Source organism: Streptomyces sp. NPDC054872 (assembly GCF_053610705.1).
The window spans coordinates 64,727-81,283 of the sequence record NZ_JBSGYY010000014.1 but is presented as its reverse complement, the minus strand read 5'-3'; the positions used below and the strand labels follow the sequence as shown (position 1 = coordinate 81,283).

Here is a 16,557-nt window from a genome sequence, read left to right as displayed (position 1 = left end):
CTCCCCCTGTCGATTTCCCTGTCGATTTTCGAACAGTAGGAGGATCCTGTCGGTCTTCGGGTTCAGTGCGACAGACGCAGCCGGTGTTTCTTTACCAATCCGATAACCGGGCCGCTGGAACCGGTGAGCGGTTTGTCCTGGTGAGGCGTCGCCGTCCCTCAGGCGGCCAGCCACGCGCGCCGGTGCCGTGCGACCGCGTACAACGCGTCGATCTGCCCGGCATCGAGCACCCCGCGGAGCGGACCGAGCACGGACACCTCCCGCTCGCGGTACACGCGGACGGTGAACTGCGTGGCCGCCTTGGTCAGTTCCGTCACGCCGACGAACACGATGACCGGCTGCACCTGAAACGGGATGTCGGCGTACCGCTCCAGCACCGCCTGGACTCGCGCAGCCTCCGCCTTGCTCTTGTGTGCGTACGGCTGCGGCCGACCGTGACTGACCTTGGCCATCTCATCGCCGATCCATACAGCCTTACAGCCACGACAGCACCCGCTGCGCGGGGCTTGGCCCCTTCTCGGCAAGCAAGCGTCTGAGGCTCTCCCCCGGCCGGTTCGAGGCGAGATCGTCCGGCGGCGTCAGCGGAGGAAGTTCCGGAACGGCTTGCGGCCGTGGCGTTCTACGCGGTTCGGGCTTCGCGGCGGCGGTCGACCTCAACGTGGGCGAAGGTCGCGTGAGTAGCGGACGTAACAACCCGAGGGCCTCATGCCGATACGGCTCGGCCAGGATCGTGACCTTGCCCGTCCGGCAGTCGGCCCATGCGACGGCGGAGCCGTCAGGGAGGTTCACATAGAGCCGATCGTGACCGTGCCGCTTCCACCGAACGACCCTGAGATCACTCACGTCTCCCCCATACAAGTTGCCGCAGACAGGGACGCCGTGCGTCAGTTCTTCCGTTTACGCCCCTGCGCGAAGCGGCCGTTGTGATCATATTCCCGATGCAACTCATCATCGGGGTCGCGCTCGTCGCCGCCCGCGTGGTCTCCAGGGGTCGAAATGTGTTCCCCTTTGTCGACCTTGGCCAGCATCGAGGCGAGGGGATCGGGAGGGCCGTCGCTGAAACGGCCTGAGCCCCGCTCGGGCACCTGCTGCGGCTCTTTCCTGTCGTCACGCGACGGTGTAGTACCGCTCATGAGTAGCCCCCTCCGACTCTCCCCGGCATGCACGCGACATCTTTCCCCGGAAGGTCACCGGATAACCCGACAGGGAGCGCTTGGCCAACTGGCCTGGCGCAGGGAACTCAGGTGAGTGTGCGCAGTGCCTCGTCCAGGGTGCGGCGTACCAGCAGGGCGTCGGGTGCGACGGCTGTGACGAGTACGGCGGGGCCGGCGAGGGGAGTGAGGGATGCCGCTTCGCCCAGCAGGGCGGGGCCGGGTCTGTGCTGGTCGAATTCCGGTCGTACGACCACGAGCTGGCCGATCGCGCGGTGGTCCGCGAGGACGGCGGGGCCGTCCCAGCCGCCGGGTGCGCCCGGACCGCAGGAGAGCTCCTGGTCCAGGAGGAGGCGCCCCGCCCGGCGCACGGTGAGGCGGCTGGTGAGGCGGCCCGCTTCCTCGCCGGTCCGGCCGAGCACCTGCTCCTCCCGCAGCACGAGGCGCGCGCTGGCGGCGAGCTCGGCCCGTGTGGTCACCCGCAGGTCGCTGTCGCGTACGGAGATCAACTGCTCGGGCAGCCACAGCAGTTCCGCGTCCTCGCCCACCGTGAGCCGCACGTCGTAGCGCGCCGCCTCCTTCGACTGCCCGGGCAGCGCGAGCGTGGCGGCGGCCGAGCCCACGCGCAGCCGGGCTCCGTCGTGGGCGGCGGCCTCGACGGTGAGGTGGTCGCCCCCGAGAGGGCCGCTCATCGCCCCGACGAGGGTGACGTGGGCGCCCGCTCCGGCGGCCCGGGTGCGGCGCGGGACGATGGGCCCCTCGCCGTCGAGCACGGGCAGGGCGGTGCCGCCCCGTCCGTCGCCCCGCGCGGTGATGCGGGCGGTGCCGCGCACCCCCGATGCCACGACGGCGTCCACGCTCATGCGGACGCGGTCCATGCCGCGTACTGGGCACGAACCCAGGCGGCGACGGGGCCGACGCCCTCGTCCGACCTCAACGACTGGAAGACGACGGGCAGTTCGGCGCGCTGGGCCTTGGCGTCCGCGGCCATGCGGGCGAGGTCGGAGCCGACGTGCGGGGCGAGGTCGGTCTTGTTGACGACCAGGAGGTCGGCGGTGCTGACGCCGGGGCCGCCCTTGCGCGGGATGTCGTCGCCGCCCGCGACGTCGATGACGAAGATCTGCGCGTCGACGAGCCCCTTGGAGAAGGTCGCGGTGAGATTGTCGCCGCCGGACTCGACGAGGATCAGGTCCAGCGGCCCCACCTCGTCCTCCAGGTCCTCGACGGCCTCCAGGTTGGCGGAGATGTCGTCGCGGATCGCGGTGTGCGGGCACGCGCCGGTCTCCACGGCGGTGATCCGCTCGGGCGGGAGCACGGCCTCGCGCAGCAGGAACTCGGCGTCCTCGCGGGTGTAGATGTCGTTCGTCACCACGGCGAGGGACAGCTCGGCCCGCAGCTCCTTGCAGAGCGCGGCCACGGTGGCGGTCTTGCCGGACCCGACGGGCCCGCCGAGCCCGATCCGCAGGGCTCGGCGGCGCCCGTCGGGGCGGTGCGCGTCGGCGCTCACGGCGGTGGACTCGTCGTGGGAGTGGTCGAGATGCATGGTGCTACTCCTATGCTTCAGCAGTTCGTTTCGCCCCGTGCGGCGGGGCTCCGGGGCGAGCGCCCGGCGGTGCGGCCCGCTACGACGCGAACAGCCGCGCGGGCCAGGCCGCGTGGGCCTCCGCCCCGACCTCGAGCAGCGGCGCGGACGCCGCGGGCAGCGCGTCGACCCCTTCGGTCACGGCGCGCCGCGCGGCCTCGGCCGCGGCCCGCGCGACGAGATCGAGCTCGGGCGCGAGACGGGCAAGCACCCCCGTCGCGTCGAAGGGGTCCAGGCTCAGCAGCCGCACGGTCGCCGTCGCGGGTCCGCTGACGCATTCGTACGCGGAGCAGTACGCGGCGTCCTCCGCCCCGAGCCCCGCCGCCCGTGCGGCAAGGCCGAGGACGACGGGCTGGTGGGCCCCCTTGGGCCGGGCGGCGGCCAATCGGTCGAGCGAGGGGTCGGGCCACGCGGCGCGCGCGGCCCGCATCATCTGCCGCCCGAGCCGCCGACCGGCACCGCGCAGCGCGGCCGACGGTGTCCGCGCGTCGGCGGCCTCGTCCAGGTCGAGCGGATCGATCCCGAGCGCCGCGGCCGCCGCGAGCGCCGCGGACACGAGCCCCGCCGTGTGCAGCCGCCCCCGGCAGAACCGCTCCAGGTTCGCGGCCCCGGTGATGCGTCCCGCCTTGACGGCCTCCTCGGCTCCGCCGGAGTGGGCGTGCCCTCCGGCGGGGAACCGGCCGTCGGCCAGGACGAGTAGCGCGGCTCTAGACATCGCGGTCGACCGTCATCACAAGGGCCGCCATCACAAGAGCCGCCATCAGAAGAGGAAGTACCGCTGCGCGAGCGGCAGTTCGGCGGCGGGCGACGGCTCGACGAGCTCACCGTCGATGGTGACGGCGAAGCTGTCGGGTGCGACCTCCACCCTCGGCAGGGCGTCGTTCTCGCGCATGTCCGCCTTGGAGCGTCCGCGCGTGGAGCGGATCGCGGTGAACTCCTTGGCCACACCGAGCCGTTCCGGCAGCCCGTCGTCCAGCGCCGACTGCGTGACGAAGTTGAGGGAGTTGAGCCCCGGCGCCTTGCCGTGCGCACCGAACATGGGCCGTGGCAGGACCGGCTGCGGGGTGGGGATGGAGGCGTTGGCGTCGCCCATCTGCGCGTACGCGATCTGGCCGCCCTTGATGACCAGCTGGGGCTTGACGCCGAAGAACTTCGGGTCCCACAGCACCAGGTCGGCGAGCTTGCCGCTCTCCACCGAGCCGATCTCGTGGTCGACGCCCTGGGCGACCGCCGCGTTGATCGTGTACTTGGCGACATAGCGCCGCGCGCGCCGGTTGTCGGCGCGGGTGTCCCCCGGCAGGAAGCCGCGCCGCCGCTTCATCACGTGCGCGGTCTGCCAGGTCCGCATGACGACCTCGCCGATGCGCCCCATGGCCTGCGAGTCCGACGACATGATCGAGATGGCGCCGATGTCGTGCAGGATGTCCTCGGCCCCGATGGTCGTGGGCCGGATCCGCGACTCGGCGAAGGCGAGGTCCTCGGGAACCGCCGGGTTGAGGTGGTGACAGACCATCAGCATGTCGAGGTGTTCCTCGACGGTGTTGACGGTGTGCGGCCGGGTCGGGTTGGTGGAGCTGGGCAGCATGTTCGGCAGCGACACCGCCGTGATCATGTCGGGGGCGTGCCCGCCGCCCGCGCCCTCGACGTGGAAGGCGTGCAGGGTGCGGCCCGCGACGGCGGCGAAGGTGGCGTCGATGAAGCCCGCTTCGTTCAGGGTGTCGGTGTGGACGGCGAGCTGGGCGCCGGTGTCCTCACAGACGTTCAGGCAGGCGTCGATGGTGGCGGGGGTCGCGCCCCAGTCCTCGTGGATCTTGAAACTGACGGCTCCGGCCCGCAGTTGGGCGTGCATGGAATCGGCGGAGACGGTGTTGCCCTTGCCGAGGAAGCCGATGTTGACGGGGCTGGCGTCCATCGCGGCGAACATCCGGGCCAGGTGCCAGGAGCCGGGCGTGATCGTGGTCGCCTTGCTGCCCTCGGCGGGCCCGGTGCCGCCGCCGATGAGGGTGGTGACCCCGGAGGCGAGTGCCTCGTCGACGATGGTCGGCGAGATGAAGTGGATGTGGGTGTCGATGCCTCCGGCGGTGAGGATCTTGCCGTTGCCGGAGATGACCTCGGTCTCCGGGCCGATCACGAGATCGGGGTGCACGCCGTCCATCGTGTCCGGGTTGCCGGACTTGCCGATGCCGGTGATGCGGCCGTCGCGTATGCCGATGTCGGCCTTGACGACGCCCCAGTGATCGATGACCACGGCGCCGGTGATGACCGTGTCGGGGGCGCCTTCGGCGCGCGTGGTGCGCGACTGCCCCATCGACTCACGGATGACTTTGCCGCCGCCGAACACGGCCTCGTCGCCGGAGCGTCCGGGGCCGCCGGAGCGGTCCTCCTCGATCTCGACGAGGAGATCGGTGTCGGCGAGCCGGATCCGGTCGCCCGTGGTGGGTCCGAACAGGTCGGCGTACGCGGGGCGGGACAGTTCAGGCATCGAGGGGACCTCCGGTCTCGCCGCGCAGCCCGGGCACGACGCGCAGACCGGCCAGGGGGACGAGTTCGACGTCGACGGGGATGCCGGGCTCGAAGCGCACGGCGGTCCCGGCGGCGATGTTGAGCCGCTTGCCGCGGGCGGCACCGCGGTCGAAGTCGAGACCGGGGTTGGCCTCGGCGAAGTGGTAGTGGGAGCCGACCTGGACGGGGCGGTCGGCGGCGTTGAGGACGGTGAGGGCGGTGACCTCGCGGCCCTCGTTGTAGGCGACGGGCTCGTCGGCGAAGAGGATCTCGCCGGGGATCACGGGATGCGTGGGACTCATGCGGCCGGCCCCCGTCAGACGATCGGGTCGTGGACGGTGACGAGCTTGGTGCCGTCCGGGAAGGTGGCCTCGACCTGGACGTCGTGGATCATCTCGGGGATACCGCTCATGACGTCGTCGCGAGTGAGCACCTTGCGCCCCGACGACATGAGTTCGGAGACGGTGCGGCCGTCCCGGGCACCTTCGAGGATGTGGGACGTGATGAGCGCGATCGCCTCGGGGTGGTTGAGCAGCAGCCCCCGCGCCCTTCGCTTCTCGGCCACGTCCGCGGCCACATGGATGAGCAGTCTCTCCTGCTCGTGCGGGGTCAGTTGCACGCGTCCCACCTCACAGTCCTCGCTCCGGACCGTGCGGGGTCCGGCTGCCGCGGCCACCGCGACGGATATAGATGTAACACACAGACAGTGCGCTTGATCTTGCGCACCCCGGTTACGAAAACCCCTGGTGGCGTGGGATCGCAGGCTAGTTGGGAGGAGTTTCAACGAGGTTAACCAGCGCTTGACCGCTCCATGACCATCAGCTGGGCAGACCCATACCCGTCAGCCGGGCCGCCCCCGCTCACCAGTCGGCCGACCCGCCCTCATCAGCCGGCCCACACTCATCAGCTGGGCTGACCCATGCTCATCAGGCCGCGCAGACCGTCCTGGAGCGCCTCGACCGGCACCTCGTCGAAGAGCGCGAGCTGGGCGGCGAATCCCTGCGCCGTGGCGATCATGACCCGCGCGACGTGGTCGGCCGGAATGTCGCCGCGCATCATGCCCGCCGCCTGATACCCCTCGACGATCTTCACCCAGGCGACCCGCACCTTGGCGTACCCCTGCTTCATCACGGCCGCGAGCTCTTCGTTGCGCAGGGTCTCCGCCCACACCTGGACGATCAGCCGCGGGAAGAACGAGACCTCCCCCTCGTGGGCGCCCGTCTTCCGGCCGAGCACCTGGGTCAGCGCGCGGCCGACCAGCTCGTCCGGCGGTGGCGGCGGGGTCTCCTCGGCCGCCGCCTCGAAGGTCGCCTGGATCCATTCGAGGACCTCGCCGACGATCGCCCCGATCAGCTCCTCCTTGCCCCGGAAGTAGCGGTAGACCGCTCCGGCCGAGAGGCCGACCTCCTTGAGTACGTCCTGCATCGAGGTGGCGTGGAAACCGTTGCGGGCGAAGCAGAGGGCGGCGCCGTCCAGAATCTGGCGGCGGCGTGCGTCTAGGTGCTCCTGGGATACGCGGGCCATGCCGCCAAACTAAAACGAACATTCATTCTTGACAAGCGCCACACCCGGCAGCACAGTGAGGGCATCACGTAAAACGAACGATCCTTCTCTTTACTTCGATCCTTGAAGGAGCCCAGCCCATGTCCACGCCCGTCGCCACCTCCCCTCCCCAGGGCCGCCGCATGGTGGCGGTGGCCGTCCTGGTCTCCGCCGTCGTCGCCCTCGCCCTGTGGGCCTTCGCCTGGCCCGCCACCAGGACCGCCCCGCGTGATCTGCCCCTCGGCGTCGCGGGACCCGCCACGGCGACGGCTCCGCTCAAGGCACAACTGGCCGACCGGGAGGGCGCCTTCGAGGTTCATCAGTACGCCGACGAGTCCGCGGCCCGCGATGCCATCGAGGACCGGACCGTGTACGGGGCGGTCGTCGTCACCCCCCAGGGCATGAAGCTGCTGACCGCGACGGCGGCAGGTCCGGTGGTCGCCCAGCTCCTGGAGCAGGCGGTGGCCGGTCAGGCCCCCGAGGGCACCGAGGTGCGGACCACCGATGTGGTGGCGGCACCCGCGGCCGACCCGCGGGGTGCCGCCCTCGGCGCGAGCATCCTGCCGCTGGCCATCGCGGGGGTCGCGGCGGGTGCGACGGTGACGATGCTGGGCCTGCGCGGCATCCGCGCGGCGGTCACCCTGGTAGTGGCCGCCGGGGCGGTCGGCGTGGTCGCAGCCGCCGTGACGCACAGCTGGCTGGGCGTCCTGACGGGCAACTGGTGGGCCGAAGCCGGGGTGTTGGGGCTCTCGACGCTCGCGGTGGGCGCCGCGGTAGCGGGCTGCGCCGCGCTCTTCGGCCCGGCGGGGATCGGGGTCGGCGCGCTGACCATGGTGCTGCTCGGCAACCCGTTCTCCGGGGTGACGTCAGCGCCGCACCTGCTGCCCGAACCGGTCGGGTTCCTCGGCCAGTTGCTGCCGCCGGGCGCGGGAGGCACCTTGCTGCGCTCGGTGTCCTTCTTCGACGGGGCGCGCGTCACGGGCCCGCTCGTCACCCTCGCCGTCTGGGCCCTGCTCGGCCTGACGGCCGTGCTGCTCGGCGCGCTCCGACGCCGTCCCACTGCCGCGGCGCGCGACGAGGCGCCTGCGGCGACGGAAGCGGTGCCGGTCTCCTGACCCGACAGCGGACCCGGCGTACACCTGGCAGCGCTTCCGGCCGCACGCTCGGACAGAACACACGGGCAGAACACACAGAACGCACGGACAGGACACTCAGCCAGGACACTCAGACAGCCGTACGCCCCCGCTGTAGCGGACGGGGGCGTACGGCCATTCCTGCGGTTCCTGGGCGCAACCGCCTGCCGGTCACGTCGCGTTGGGGCCCCGGTGCTCGGCCGCGATGCCGAAACGCCGCCGCTCCCCCGCGCCGGACGAGGACGGCGTCGGGCGCAACGACGAGACGGAGCTGACCACCTGCTCCTCGTCCGCCGGCTCGGGCAACGCCTCGAGCCGCTCCAGGTCGGCGGCGGAGACGAGGGCGACGAGTGGCTTGCCATGACGGGTGACGACCACCCGCTCACCGCCGTACACGACGCGGTTGATCAGGTCGGCGAGCTCTGCACGGGCTTGCGTCACCGGAATCTCGTAGGCCATGTTCCCCAGCCTACCGGCGTCCGGTGCCGCCATCCGGCCCGCGAGGGGCGGATGCGCCGCAGGTCAGCCCGCACATCACGAGTCAGGCTCCGGGTCGCGCGCATGCGGTGGCGACGACTCCAACTGCCGGGGGCCGTCACCGTGGTCGACATCGTGCTGGGCCAGGAGCGTGAGCAGCTCCGCCACGGCGAGCCCCGATTCGGCGGGGTGGCGCAGAATGGTTCCCGCTTCGATGCGATACGTGTTGGAACGGCCTTGCCGCGTGTGCGAGAGGTATCCGCCCTCCTCCAGATCAGAGACGATCTTCTGCACGGCGCGCTCGGTGAGCCGGCAGCGAGCGGCGATGTCACGGATGCGGGTCTCGGGATCATCGGCGATCGCGGCCAGCACACGGGCGTGGTTGGTGAGGAAGGTCCAACCGCTGTGTGATTCAGGTACTGCTCCCATCCCTACAAGATAGGGCGTTTGATTCACGCATTCAAAAGGGCGAACAACATTTCCTGTATCACTTGACGGGTAAGCCTTCTCGGTCCGACGCTGGACGAGGTGATGACGCCGGACGTCTACGGAGTGGCCGCCATGACAGAACGTGTACTGACCGCACGGCTCGCGGAGGGGCCGGTAATCACGGAGGACCTGGTCTCCCTGCCGGACGGCCTGGGGTCCATACCGGATGACCTGGCGTCCGTCGCGGACGCGGACGTGGAGCAGGACCCACGGGTCGAACTCGTCCAGCTGCGGCGGGCCATGGAGACGAGGCCCGCCATCGACATGGCCCGCGGAGTCCTGATGGCCTCGTTCGGCCTGAGCCCCGATGACGCTTGGGGCGTGCTGGTCTCGATCTCCCAGAACACGAACACCAAGCTGCACCTCGTGGCCGACGAACTGGTCGGCGCCGTCACGGAAGGCAGGATCCCGAAGCCGTTCCGACGCCAACTGGCCACGACGATCACCCGACTCCAGGCGGCACCGGCGACGCGGACGGCACTCGGCGCCGACAAGGGGTGAGCCACGTCCGGCCGCTTTCGGGAAGCCGGACGAGGCCGGGCCGGAGCACGGGGCGGCGCGGGAAGCTCAAGGCCGGAGCACGGGCCTGCCTCAGTTCTGCAGCGCCGCGATCCGCAGCGGCACCGACCGGGCGGCGGGCGCGGCGACCTCGCTCTGGCTGACTTCGGCCCACCACGCACCGCCGTCCTCCATATGGCGCAGCAGCACGCCCTCGCGGATGGCCCAAGGGCAGAGGGTGACCGTCTTGACGCCCGTCAGCTTCATCGCCGTGTGGCCCACGATCGCCCCGGCCAGGCTCTGCGCGGCCCGCGGCGCCGACACCCCCGGCAGCGCGGCGCGTTCGGCCGCCGGCAGCGCGGCGAGGCGGTCCCGGCAGGTGCGCAGGTCCGCCCGGCTCAACTGCCGTGCCATGAACGGCCCGTGCCGACCGGGGGCGGCGCCACCGAGCCGCGCCAACTGCTGGAACGTCCGCGATGTCGCCACCGCGGTGCGCGGCCCCTCCCAGCGGATGCGTGCGGCGACGTCCCGCAGCTGGTGCCGCACCTTGCGCCGCAGCGCCTTCACGCTCTGCTCGGTCGGCGGGTCCTCTCCGTCGAAGAACTCCCGGGTCAGCCGACGGGCGCCGAGGGGCAGCGAGGCGACGTAGTCCGGGAGCCGGCCGCGCCCGAAGGCCACCTCCAGCGAGCCGCCGCCGATGTCGAACATGGCGAGCGGCCCGGCCCGCCAGCCCATCCACCGCCGGGCACCGAGGAAGGTGAGTTCGGCCTCCACCTCGCCGGGCAGCGTGCACAGCGGTACGCCCGTCTCCTCACGTATCTCCCGCAACACCTCAAGACGGTTGGGCGCGCCGCGTACCACCGTCGTCGCGAAGGCCAGGGGCTCCGCCGCGCCCCATCTCCTCGCGGTACCCGCCGCCTCGGTGACCGCTCTGACGAGCTGCCCCACCGACTCCTCCGGGATCACCCCGCTCGGACCGACGTCCTCGGAGAGTCTCACCTTCCATTTGGCGGTGTGTACCGGCAAGGGCACACCGCCCTCCGCGTCCACGACGACCAGCCGGACCGCATTCGAACCCACATCCATCACACTCATCCGCATGTGACTCTGAGTACCCAGCAGGTCCGCCCTCAGTCACTCTGATTGACCTTGACGGCACCAGGGAACTCGTGATCCATGACCGTCGATCACGCGCGAGCCCCCGTACTCGAAGCCCTGGCGGAGCACCGCAGGAAGGGCCATGTCTCCTTCACCCCGCCGGGCCACAAACAGGCCCGGGGCGCCGATCCGCTGGTGCGGGAGGTGCTGGGCGATGCCGTCTTCCACGGCGATCTTCTCGCCTCCGGGGGTCTCGACGACCGCCTCGGCCGCGGCCAGGTCCTCGAACGGGCCGAACGGCTGATGGCCGACGCCGTGCACGCGGCGCACACCTTCTTCTCCACGTGCGGCAGCTCCCTGTCGGTCAAGGCGGCGATGCTCTCGGCCGCGGGACCGCACGAGAAGCTGCTCATCGGGCGTGACGCTCACAAGTCCGTCGTATCGGCCCTGATCCTTTCCGGGATCCGTCCGATCTGGGTCGATCCGAGCTGGGACCCCGACCGGCATCTGGCGCACCCGCCCTCGGCCGACGCCTATGCCGAGGCCTTCGCCGCCCATCCCGACGCGATGGGCGCCCTGGTCACCAGCCCGACCCCGTACGGAAGCTGCGCCGATCTGCGGGGCATCGCGGACGTCTGTCACCGGCACTCCCGCCCGCTGATCGTGGACGAGGCCTGGGGCGCGCATCTGCCGTTCCACCCCGATCTGCCGTCGTGGGCGATGGACGCGGGCGCCGACATCTGTGTGACGAGCATCCACAAGATGGGCAGCGGCCTGGAGCAGGGGTCCGTCTTCCACCTCCAGGGCGACCTGATCGACCCGACGGTGCTGAAGTCCCGGGCGGACTTGTTCGGCACGACGAGCCCCTCCGTGCTCATCTACGCCGGCCTCGACGGCTGGCGCCGCCAGATGGCCCTGAACGGCAAGGACCTGATGGGGGCGGCCCTGGATCTGGCGGCCGGCGTGCGTGCGGAGATCGAGGAGATCGACGGGCTGCACGTGAACGACCGCGTCGACTTCTGCGGTCCCGCCGCCGACTTCGACCCACTGCCGGTCGTCATCGACGTGAGTGGCCTCGGCACGTCGGGATTCCGGGCGGCGGACTGGCTGCGTGAGCACCGCTCGATCGAGGCGCATCTGGCCGACCACCGCCGTATCAGCACCCAGCTCACGCACGCCGACGACCGGGAGACGACAGATCAGCTCCTGGCCGCGCTGCGAGCACTGTCCCAGGCCGCTCCCGGCCTGCGTCCGGTGCCGGAGGTGGACGTCCCCTCCCCCGCCGCGCTGCGGCTCCCCCAGGTCGATCTGCCGCGAGACGCCTACTTCGGGCCGACCGTCGACGTGCCGGTGGCCGAGGCCGCGGGGCGCGTGGCGGCCGAGATGCTGACGCCGTACCCGCCGGGCATTCCCGCGGCGCTGCCCGGCGAACGCCTCACCGAGCCGGTGCTGCGCTATCTGCGCACCGGCAAGGCGGCCGGGATGAACCTGCCCGACGCGGCGGATCCCGGCATCGACACCGTGCGGGTGGTCCGGGAGACGACCGGCTGACCGCACGGCCCCCAGGACGACCCGTCCACCACGGCCCGACCACCGGACGGGCCGAAGAACACAAGGAAACCGAGGAAAGAGGCCCGGACATCTCCGTCCGGGCCTCCACAAGGAGAGTGAGCAGTCATGCGTGTCGCATTCCTGATGGCGCCCGAGGGCGTCGAGCAGATCGAACTCACCGACCCCTGGAAGGCGGTGACCGACGCGGGCGGTGAGCCCGTCCTCGTGTCGACCGAGGCGGGCCGCGTCCAGGCCTTCGACCATCTCGACAAGGCCGACACGTTCCCCGTGGACGAGGTCGTCGGCGAGGTGTCGGCGGACTCCTTCGACGGGCTCGTGCTGCCGGGCGGCGTGGCCAACCCGGACGCGCTGCGCCTGGACGAGGGCGCCGTCTCCTTCGTGAAGGGCTTCTTCGAGAGCGGCCGTCCGGTGGCGGCCATCTGCCACGCCCCATGGGTCCTCGTCGAGGCCGGCGTGGTCTCGGGCCGTGGACTCACCTCGTTCCCCAGCCTCCGTACGGACATCCGCAACGCGGGCGGCACCTGGGTCGACGAGCAGGTGAAGGTCTGCCACGACGGGCCCAACGCGCTGATCACCAGCCGCAAGCCGGACGACCTGAAGGCGTTCTGCGAGGCGTTCCTGACGGAGTTCGGGAAGCCCAGCGGTTCCTGAGCTTCCCGAACCCTCAGTCCCTCGGAAACTGAACTGTCAGTCCCTCGGAACTCGAACTGTCAGTCCCTGGGAAGCAGCGGCCCCAGCGGCCCGAGGTCCAGATTCAGGTCCTCGGGCCGCAGGCCGTAGCGATCGCGCAGTTCGGCCATGCGATCGTCGAGGAGCATCAGCGTGAGGCCGATGCGCTCCTCCTGGTCCTCGTCCAGCTCGCCGGTGTCGAACCGGCGCACGGCCTGCCGTTCCATGAGCTGGCGCAGCAGCTCCACGACGGTAAGGACCAGTTTGATCACATCGCGTTCCACCGTGTCCGGCTCCAACTCCAGCCGGTTCTTCCCCGCGGGCCGCTCCCGGAGCTGCTCGGGCGCAGGCTCGGGCTCGGGCGCGGGCTCGCGGCGCTCGGGCTCGGCCTCGCTCACAGCAACTCCTCGAAAGGTGAGGGGACTTGCTCGTTCACCGAGCTGATCAGCGCGTTCAGGTCGATGCGGACGAGATCGACGTCCGCGATGCGCAGGGTGAGGTCACCGGTGATGACGACCCCGCCCGCGAGCAGCCGGTCGAGCAGGTCGACCAAGGCGACCTCGCGGCGTTCGACGACGGTCACAGTCCCGCCTCCCCCGCCACATCGTCCCCTTCGACCTCCACGCCCGCGAAGGAGTACGCGGCCCACGGCCCGGTGAGCTCCACGCGCATGCCGGACTCCTCGCCCTTCACGCGCTCCACCAGCTCGACGAAGGCCTCCGACTCCGAACGCGGCACCAGGTAGGCCGCGTTGAGCACGTTGCGGCCCGACTCCTTGGAGAGCGCGGAGTTCTGCGGCGCGTGCAGCCTGGCGTCCTCCGCATGCTCGCAGAGCGTGTCGTGCAGCCGGTGGGCGAACTTCTCGGCGCTCTCCCACATCTCTTCGTGCGCCCGGTTGCGCTGCCGGCGCTGGCGCAGGTAGTCCCGGCCCGACGCGGGCTTCTCCGGCTCGGCGGCCGGGCTCGCGGCCTGCGCGTCGGAGTAGATCTTGACACCCCATTCCACCCGGCCGTCGAGCCGGTCGAGTGTGCGCCTGAAGGAGTCCTCCCGTGCCTCCATCATCGCGCGCACCCCCGCGTCGTCCCGGAAGACCGTGGCGAGGCGCAGCGGCAGCGGCGTGGTGACCGCCGTGAGCGCGTCGATCACGGACTGGTGAGCGCGCGCGGTGGCGCTCAGCCAGTCCAGATCCTCCAGATGGCGCCGCAGCGGCTCCTCGGCGAAGTCCTGCTCCGGCACGGTGCCGACCACAGCGATCAGACCGTGGTGCGACAGCTGACCGGGGGGTGCGCCGTCCACCCCGGTCAGCTGCGCGTGAAGCGCCGCGTCGAAGGGCCGGCAGATCGCGTAGACGTACCGCAGTCCACTCATGTGCTTTCCTCCGCCTTGCCGCGCTTCGTCCTTCCCTCTTCCACCTTGCCCTGTTCCACCTTGCCTCGCTCCGTCCTGCCCTCTTGCCCCGTCCTGCCTTGCTCCAGTTCGGCGACATGGGCACGCAACTCGGCGTTCTCACGGGTGAGTTCGTCCCGACGGGCGCGGGTGGAGAGCGCGGGGTCGTCCTCCCACCAGTCGATCCCCATCTCCTTCGCCTTGTCGACGGAGGCGACGATGAGCCGCAGCTTGATCGTCAGGAGTTCGATGTCGAGCAGGTTGATCCGGATGTCCCCGGCGATCACGATTCCCTTGTCGAGCACGCGCTCCAGGATGTCGGCGAGGTTCGCGCCGCCACCCTGCTGCCCGTAAGGCTCCGGCATCCGACCAGCCATCGTCATCGACGGCTCCCGCTCACCGCGGCGTCCTCGTCGTGCTTCGCCTCGTCCTCATCCTCGTACTCGTCGTACTTCGCCTCGTCGGCGTCCTCGTCTTCCTCGTCTTCGTCCTCGTAGGACTCCTCGGGCTGCTCCTCCTCGTCGCGCTCCTCTTCATCGCGCGCTTCCTCGTCGTGCTCGTCCTCCTCGGGCTCGCCTTCCTCGTCCTCGTAGGACTCCTCCGGCCGCTCCTCGTCACCCTCGTACTCGTCCTCGGCGACGTCCTGCTGCTCGCCCTCGGCCTCTTCTTCCTCCGCGACCGCGTCCTCGTGACTGGTGACGACCTCGCCGTCGCGGATCTCGCCGCGCCAGCCGTCCTCCGCCTCACCCTTGATGGTGATGAACCGTGCGTAGTTCTTCAGGTCCAGCCGGGCCCGGCGGCCCTGGGCGCGCCAGATGTTGCCGGTCTTCTCGAAGAGGCCCTTCGGGTAGTACTCGATGACCAGCAGGACGCGCGTGAGGTTCTCGGCCAGCGAGTGGAAGGAGACGACGCCCTTCGTGGTGCCCTTCGCGCCCTCCGAGGTCCACGCGATCCGGTCGTCCGCGACCTGCTCCGTGGTCTGGGCCTTCCAACTCCTGTTGGACCAGAAAATCTTGGCCTGCCAGTCGGTGGTGGTGTCGTCGGCGCGGTTCGCGCTCTTGACGCCCTTGGCGAAGGTGCTGAAGTCCTGGTACTGGGTCCACTGGTCGTACGCGGTGCGCAGGGGCACGCCGACGTCGATGAACTCCATGATGACCGTCGGCTTCTTGCCGGCCCCGCTCTTGCGGCGGCCCTTGCCACCGGTCAGGTTCTTGAAGGCTCCGACAACGCTGTCCTTGGCGCGGCCGGCACCGATCTCCACGGCGGACCGCAGCGGCCCCTTGCCCTCGGCCATCTTGCGGCCGCCGTCGAGGGCGAGCTTGGCGAAGCCCGGACTGTTGCCCTCGGCGATGTCGTTCAGCTTGCCCGTCGTCTGGCCGAGCTTGTGGCCCACTCCCACCAGCAGCCGCTGGGCCTGGGCGCCCAGGTACTCCTGGACCTCGGACTTCAAGCGGTCGGCGGCCTCGCTCTGCGCGATGCCGGTGAGCGGGTTGTCCTTCGCCTTGCCCGTGGCGGACTTCAGGGTGTCACTCATCGCGGCCCCCCTCCTTCGGCAACCGGGCCCCGGTGGCACGGCGCGCGGACGTCTTCGCCGCGGCCCTGGCGGGGGCCTTCTTCGCCGTCTTCTTCGCAGGGCTCTTCTTCGCCGCCGTCTTTCTGGCGGGGGTCTTCTTGGCGGCCTCCTTCTTGGGGGCGGCCTTCTGCGCGGGAGCCTTCTTCCGCGGCCGGGGCCTCTCGTCGGGCTCCTCGTCGGACTCCGCCTCGGCGGACTCCTCGTGGTCCCGCTCGTCCCGGTCGTCCTCGCCGTCGTACTCCTCGTACGCGTCGTCCGGCTCTTCCTCGTCCTCCTGGGTGCCGCGACCCGGTATGTCCGGCGTCACGCCCGAGAGCTGGTCCCGCACATCCGCCGTCCGGCCGTGCAGCCGGTCGGCCAGGCCCGAGATCTGCCGCTCGACCAGCGCTCCGGTCGCGGCCTTTCCGACCCCGCGCATGTCCTCGCGCAGCTGGTCGCCGATCTCCTTGAACTGCGGGTTGTTCTGCAGCTGCTGAGACAGCAGGTCACCCAGCGCGCGCGGGCTCAGGTTCATCCGCTTGCCGGCCACCATGGTGCCGACCGCGAACGCGAGTTTCATCTTCTTCGTACGTCCGAGGACGTATCCGGCCCCTACGGCGAGGCCAAGTCCCACTCGATTCATTGTGACGTCCCGTTGTCGGTTCCCGCGCCGGGGCGCAGGCCTATTTCCAGGCGGTCGAGCAACTCGTCCTCCCGGCGGTCGAATTCCTCCTCCCCGATCTCGCCCGACTCGAGCTGCTGCTCGAGAAGGGCGAGTTCGGACCGAACAGTGGCGGGGTCGTAATACAGGCGCTCGGCCTCGGCGACTACCTGGCCCACCGCCCAGAGACCGCCGCGCACCGGAGCGAGCGGCAGCATCAGTACTTCGCCGATGAGGCCCATGAG

Annotated in this window: 23 protein-coding genes; 4 read left to right on the top strand and 19 right to left on the bottom strand. The window is 70.7% G+C overall.

Translation table 11 applies throughout. The annotated features are described in order from the left end of the window. Positions 1 to 158 precede the first annotated feature (158 nt). From ACWGIH_RS19115 to ACWGIH_RS19075, 9 genes are all read right to left on the bottom strand, one after another. A complete protein-coding gene (locus tag ACWGIH_RS19115; RefSeq protein ID WP_453447913.1) occupies positions 159 to 452 on the bottom strand; it encodes a hypothetical protein in 294 nt (97 codons plus the stop codon). A gap of 432 nt (positions 453 to 884) precedes the next feature. After that, a complete protein-coding gene (locus ACWGIH_RS19110) occupies positions 885 to 1,133 on the bottom strand; it encodes a hypothetical protein (RefSeq protein ID WP_453447914.1) in 249 nt (82 codons plus the stop codon). Between the two features lie 107 nt (positions 1,134 to 1,240). Next, positions 1,241 to 2,014, bottom strand: coding sequence for an urease accessory protein UreD (locus ACWGIH_RS19105; protein WP_453447915.1), 774 nt, complete (start codon positions 2,012 to 2,014; stop codon positions 1,241 to 1,243). Next, the gene (gene ureG, locus ACWGIH_RS19100) at positions 2,011 to 2,694 is read right to left on the bottom strand and encodes an urease accessory protein UreG (protein ID WP_453447917.1); all 684 of its coding nucleotides are present in this window, start codon (positions 2,692 to 2,694) and stop codon (positions 2,011 to 2,013) included. The genes ACWGIH_RS19105 and ureG overlap by 4 nt, the downstream gene beginning before the upstream one ends. A 79-nt stretch (positions 2,695 to 2,773) precedes the next feature. Continuing rightward, entirely contained in the window at positions 2,774 to 3,448 is a 675-nt protein-coding gene (locus ACWGIH_RS19095) for an urease accessory protein UreF (protein WP_453447919.1), read from the bottom strand. A gap of 45 nt (positions 3,449 to 3,493) precedes the next feature. Further along, on the bottom strand, positions 3,494 to 5,215 hold the full coding sequence (locus tag ACWGIH_RS19090; RefSeq protein ID WP_453447920.1) for an urease subunit alpha: 1,722 nt from the start codon (positions 5,213 to 5,215) through the stop codon (positions 3,494 to 3,496). Next, on the bottom strand, positions 5,208 to 5,519 hold the full coding sequence (locus ACWGIH_RS19085; RefSeq protein WP_363207850.1) for an urease subunit beta: 312 nt from the start codon (positions 5,517 to 5,519) through the stop codon (positions 5,208 to 5,210). The genes ACWGIH_RS19090 and ACWGIH_RS19085 overlap by 8 nt, the downstream gene beginning before the upstream one ends. Positions 5,520 to 5,551: 32 nt before the next feature. Continuing rightward, positions 5,552 to 5,854: an urease subunit gamma gene (locus tag ACWGIH_RS19080; protein ID WP_361831764.1), complete on the bottom strand. Its 303-nt coding sequence runs from the start codon at positions 5,852 to 5,854 to the stop codon at positions 5,552 to 5,554. 284 nt (positions 5,855 to 6,138) lie between these two features. Continuing rightward, positions 6,139 to 6,759 carry a TetR/AcrR family transcriptional regulator gene (locus tag ACWGIH_RS19075; protein WP_453447921.1) on the bottom strand — a complete coding sequence of 207 codons (621 nt, stop codon included), beginning with the start codon at positions 6,757 to 6,759 and terminating at the stop codon, positions 6,139 to 6,141. A 119-nt stretch (positions 6,760 to 6,878) separates the two neighbouring features. Here ACWGIH_RS19075 and ACWGIH_RS19070 point away from each other — a divergent pair, with 119 nt between their 5' ends. After that, complete coding sequence (locus ACWGIH_RS19070; RefSeq protein WP_453447923.1) at positions 6,879 to 7,892, top strand: ABC transporter permease; 1,014 nt, start codon at positions 6,879 to 6,881, stop codon at positions 7,890 to 7,892. A 189-nt stretch (positions 7,893 to 8,081) separates the two neighbouring features. Here ACWGIH_RS19070 and ACWGIH_RS19065 read toward each other — a convergent pair whose 3' ends face one another. Next, entirely contained in the window at positions 8,082 to 8,369 is a 288-nt protein-coding gene (locus tag ACWGIH_RS19065) for a type II toxin-antitoxin system Phd/YefM family antitoxin (RefSeq protein WP_453447924.1), read from the bottom strand. A 75-nt stretch (positions 8,370 to 8,444) separates the two neighbouring features. Continuing rightward, positions 8,445 to 8,816, bottom strand: coding sequence for a helix-turn-helix transcriptional regulator (locus ACWGIH_RS19060; RefSeq protein ID WP_453447926.1), 372 nt, complete (start codon positions 8,814 to 8,816; stop codon positions 8,445 to 8,447). Between the two features lie 132 nt (positions 8,817 to 8,948). On the opposite strand from ACWGIH_RS19060, the gene ACWGIH_RS19055 reads away from it, so the two are divergent. Then, a complete protein-coding gene (locus ACWGIH_RS19055; protein ID WP_453447928.1) occupies positions 8,949 to 9,377 on the top strand; it encodes an ANTAR domain-containing protein in 429 nt (142 codons plus the stop codon). A 90-nt stretch (positions 9,378 to 9,467) separates the two neighbouring features. Here ACWGIH_RS19055 and ACWGIH_RS19050 read toward each other — a convergent pair whose 3' ends face one another. After that, positions 9,468 to 10,475: a Ppx/GppA phosphatase family protein gene (locus ACWGIH_RS19050; protein WP_453447930.1), complete on the bottom strand. Its 1,008-nt coding sequence runs from the start codon at positions 10,473 to 10,475 to the stop codon at positions 9,468 to 9,470. A gap of 75 nt (positions 10,476 to 10,550) precedes the next feature. On the opposite strand from ACWGIH_RS19050, the gene ACWGIH_RS19045 reads away from it, so the two are divergent. Next, a complete protein-coding gene (locus tag ACWGIH_RS19045) occupies positions 10,551 to 12,023 on the top strand; it encodes an aminotransferase class I/II-fold pyridoxal phosphate-dependent enzyme (protein WP_453447931.1) in 1,473 nt (490 codons plus the stop codon). Between the two features lie 126 nt (positions 12,024 to 12,149). Continuing rightward, a complete protein-coding gene (locus ACWGIH_RS19040; protein WP_453447933.1) occupies positions 12,150 to 12,695 on the top strand; it encodes a type 1 glutamine amidotransferase domain-containing protein in 546 nt (181 codons plus the stop codon). Positions 12,696 to 12,754: 59 nt separating this feature from the next. Here ACWGIH_RS19040 and ACWGIH_RS19035 read toward each other — a convergent pair whose 3' ends face one another. The 7 genes from ACWGIH_RS19035 to ACWGIH_RS19005 all read right to left on the bottom strand — a co-directional run bounded on the left by ACWGIH_RS19035 (position 12,755) and on the right by ACWGIH_RS19005 (position 16,554). After that, positions 12,755 to 13,018: a gas vesicle protein K gene (locus tag ACWGIH_RS19035; protein WP_453448007.1), complete on the bottom strand. Its 264-nt coding sequence runs from the start codon at positions 13,016 to 13,018 to the stop codon at positions 12,755 to 12,757. 89 nt (positions 13,019 to 13,107) lie between these two features. Then, positions 13,108 to 13,296 (bottom strand): gas vesicle protein, encoded by a 189-nt coding sequence (locus ACWGIH_RS19030; RefSeq protein ID WP_160509195.1) that lies wholly within the window; start codon positions 13,294 to 13,296, stop codon positions 13,108 to 13,110. After that, complete coding sequence (locus ACWGIH_RS19025; protein ID WP_453447935.1) at positions 13,293 to 14,081, bottom strand: GvpL/GvpF family gas vesicle protein; 789 nt, start codon at positions 14,079 to 14,081, stop codon at positions 13,293 to 13,295. Before ACWGIH_RS19025 ends, ACWGIH_RS19030 begins: the two co-directional genes overlap by 4 nt. Next, positions 14,078 to 14,482, bottom strand: a complete 405-nt coding sequence (locus ACWGIH_RS19020; protein ID WP_453447937.1) for a gas vesicle protein — start codon at positions 14,480 to 14,482, stop codon at positions 14,078 to 14,080. Before ACWGIH_RS19020 ends, ACWGIH_RS19025 begins: the two co-directional genes overlap by 4 nt. Next, on the bottom strand, positions 14,479 to 15,633 hold the full coding sequence (locus tag ACWGIH_RS19015) for an SRPBCC family protein (protein WP_453447938.1): 1,155 nt from the start codon (positions 15,631 to 15,633) through the stop codon (positions 14,479 to 14,481). The genes ACWGIH_RS19020 and ACWGIH_RS19015 overlap by 4 nt, the downstream gene beginning before the upstream one ends. Further along, a complete protein-coding gene (locus tag ACWGIH_RS19010; protein WP_453447939.1) occupies positions 15,626 to 16,294 on the bottom strand; it encodes a DNA primase in 669 nt (222 codons plus the stop codon). Before ACWGIH_RS19010 ends, ACWGIH_RS19015 begins: the two co-directional genes overlap by 8 nt. Continuing rightward, the gene (locus ACWGIH_RS19005) at positions 16,291 to 16,554 is read right to left on the bottom strand and encodes a gas vesicle protein GvpG (RefSeq protein ID WP_453447941.1); all 264 of its coding nucleotides are present in this window, start codon (positions 16,552 to 16,554) and stop codon (positions 16,291 to 16,293) included. The genes ACWGIH_RS19010 and ACWGIH_RS19005 overlap by 4 nt, the downstream gene beginning before the upstream one ends. Positions 16,555 to 16,557: the final 3 nt, after the last annotated feature.

What these genes read in the sequence shown, in the direction of transcription:
- ACWGIH_RS19115 (WP_453447913.1), bottom strand. Translation starts at nt 452, where the DNA reads ATGGCCAAGGTCAGTCACGGTCGGCCGCAGCCGTACGCACACAAGAGC.
- ACWGIH_RS19110 (WP_453447914.1), bottom strand. Translation starts at nt 1,133, where the DNA reads ATGAGCGGTACTACACCGTCGCGTGACGACAGGAAAGAGCCGCAGCAG.
- ACWGIH_RS19105 (WP_453447915.1), bottom strand. Translation starts at nt 2,014, where the DNA reads ATGAGCGTGGACGCCGTCGTGGCATCGGGGGTGCGCGGCACCGCCCGC.
- ureG (WP_453447917.1), bottom strand. Translation starts at nt 2,694, where the DNA reads ATGCATCTCGACCACTCCCACGACGAGTCCACCGCCGTGAGCGCCGAC.
- ACWGIH_RS19095 (WP_453447919.1), bottom strand. Translation starts at nt 3,448, where the DNA reads ATGTCTAGAGCCGCGCTACTCGTCCTGGCCGACGGCCGGTTCCCCGCC.
- ACWGIH_RS19090 (WP_453447920.1), bottom strand. Translation starts at nt 5,215, where the DNA reads ATGCCTGAACTGTCCCGCCCCGCGTACGCCGACCTGTTCGGACCCACC.
- ACWGIH_RS19075 (WP_453447921.1), bottom strand. Translation starts at nt 6,759, where the DNA reads ATGGCCCGCGTATCCCAGGAGCACCTAGACGCACGCCGCCGCCAGATT.
- ACWGIH_RS19070 (WP_453447923.1), top strand. Translation starts at nt 6,879, where the DNA reads ATGTCCACGCCCGTCGCCACCTCCCCTCCCCAGGGCCGCCGCATGGTG.
- ACWGIH_RS19065 (WP_453447924.1), bottom strand. Translation starts at nt 8,369, where the DNA reads ATGGCCTACGAGATTCCGGTGACGCAAGCCCGTGCAGAGCTCGCCGAC.
- ACWGIH_RS19060 (WP_453447926.1), bottom strand. Translation starts at nt 8,816, where the DNA reads ATGGGAGCAGTACCTGAATCACACAGCGGTTGGACCTTCCTCACCAAC.
- ACWGIH_RS19055 (WP_453447928.1), top strand. Translation starts at nt 8,949, where the DNA reads ATGACAGAACGTGTACTGACCGCACGGCTCGCGGAGGGGCCGGTAATC.
- ACWGIH_RS19050 (WP_453447930.1), bottom strand. Translation starts at nt 10,475, where the DNA reads ATGCGGATGAGTGTGATGGATGTGGGTTCGAATGCGGTCCGGCTGGTC.
- ACWGIH_RS19045 (WP_453447931.1), top strand. Translation starts at nt 10,551, where the DNA reads ATGACCGTCGATCACGCGCGAGCCCCCGTACTCGAAGCCCTGGCGGAG.
- ACWGIH_RS19040 (WP_453447933.1), top strand. Translation starts at nt 12,150, where the DNA reads ATGCGTGTCGCATTCCTGATGGCGCCCGAGGGCGTCGAGCAGATCGAA.
- ACWGIH_RS19025 (WP_453447935.1), bottom strand. Translation starts at nt 14,081, where the DNA reads ATGAGTGGACTGCGGTACGTCTACGCGATCTGCCGGCCCTTCGACGCG.
- ACWGIH_RS19020 (WP_453447937.1), bottom strand. Translation starts at nt 14,482, where the DNA reads ATGACGATGGCTGGTCGGATGCCGGAGCCTTACGGGCAGCAGGGTGGC.
- ACWGIH_RS19015 (WP_453447938.1), bottom strand. Translation starts at nt 15,633, where the DNA reads ATGAGTGACACCCTGAAGTCCGCCACGGGCAAGGCGAAGGACAACCCG.
- ACWGIH_RS19010 (WP_453447939.1), bottom strand. Translation starts at nt 16,294, where the DNA reads ATGAATCGAGTGGGACTTGGCCTCGCCGTAGGGGCCGGATACGTCCTC.
- ACWGIH_RS19005 (WP_453447941.1), bottom strand. Translation starts at nt 16,554, where the DNA reads ATGGGCCTCATCGGCGAAGTACTGATGCTGCCGCTCGCTCCGGTGCGC.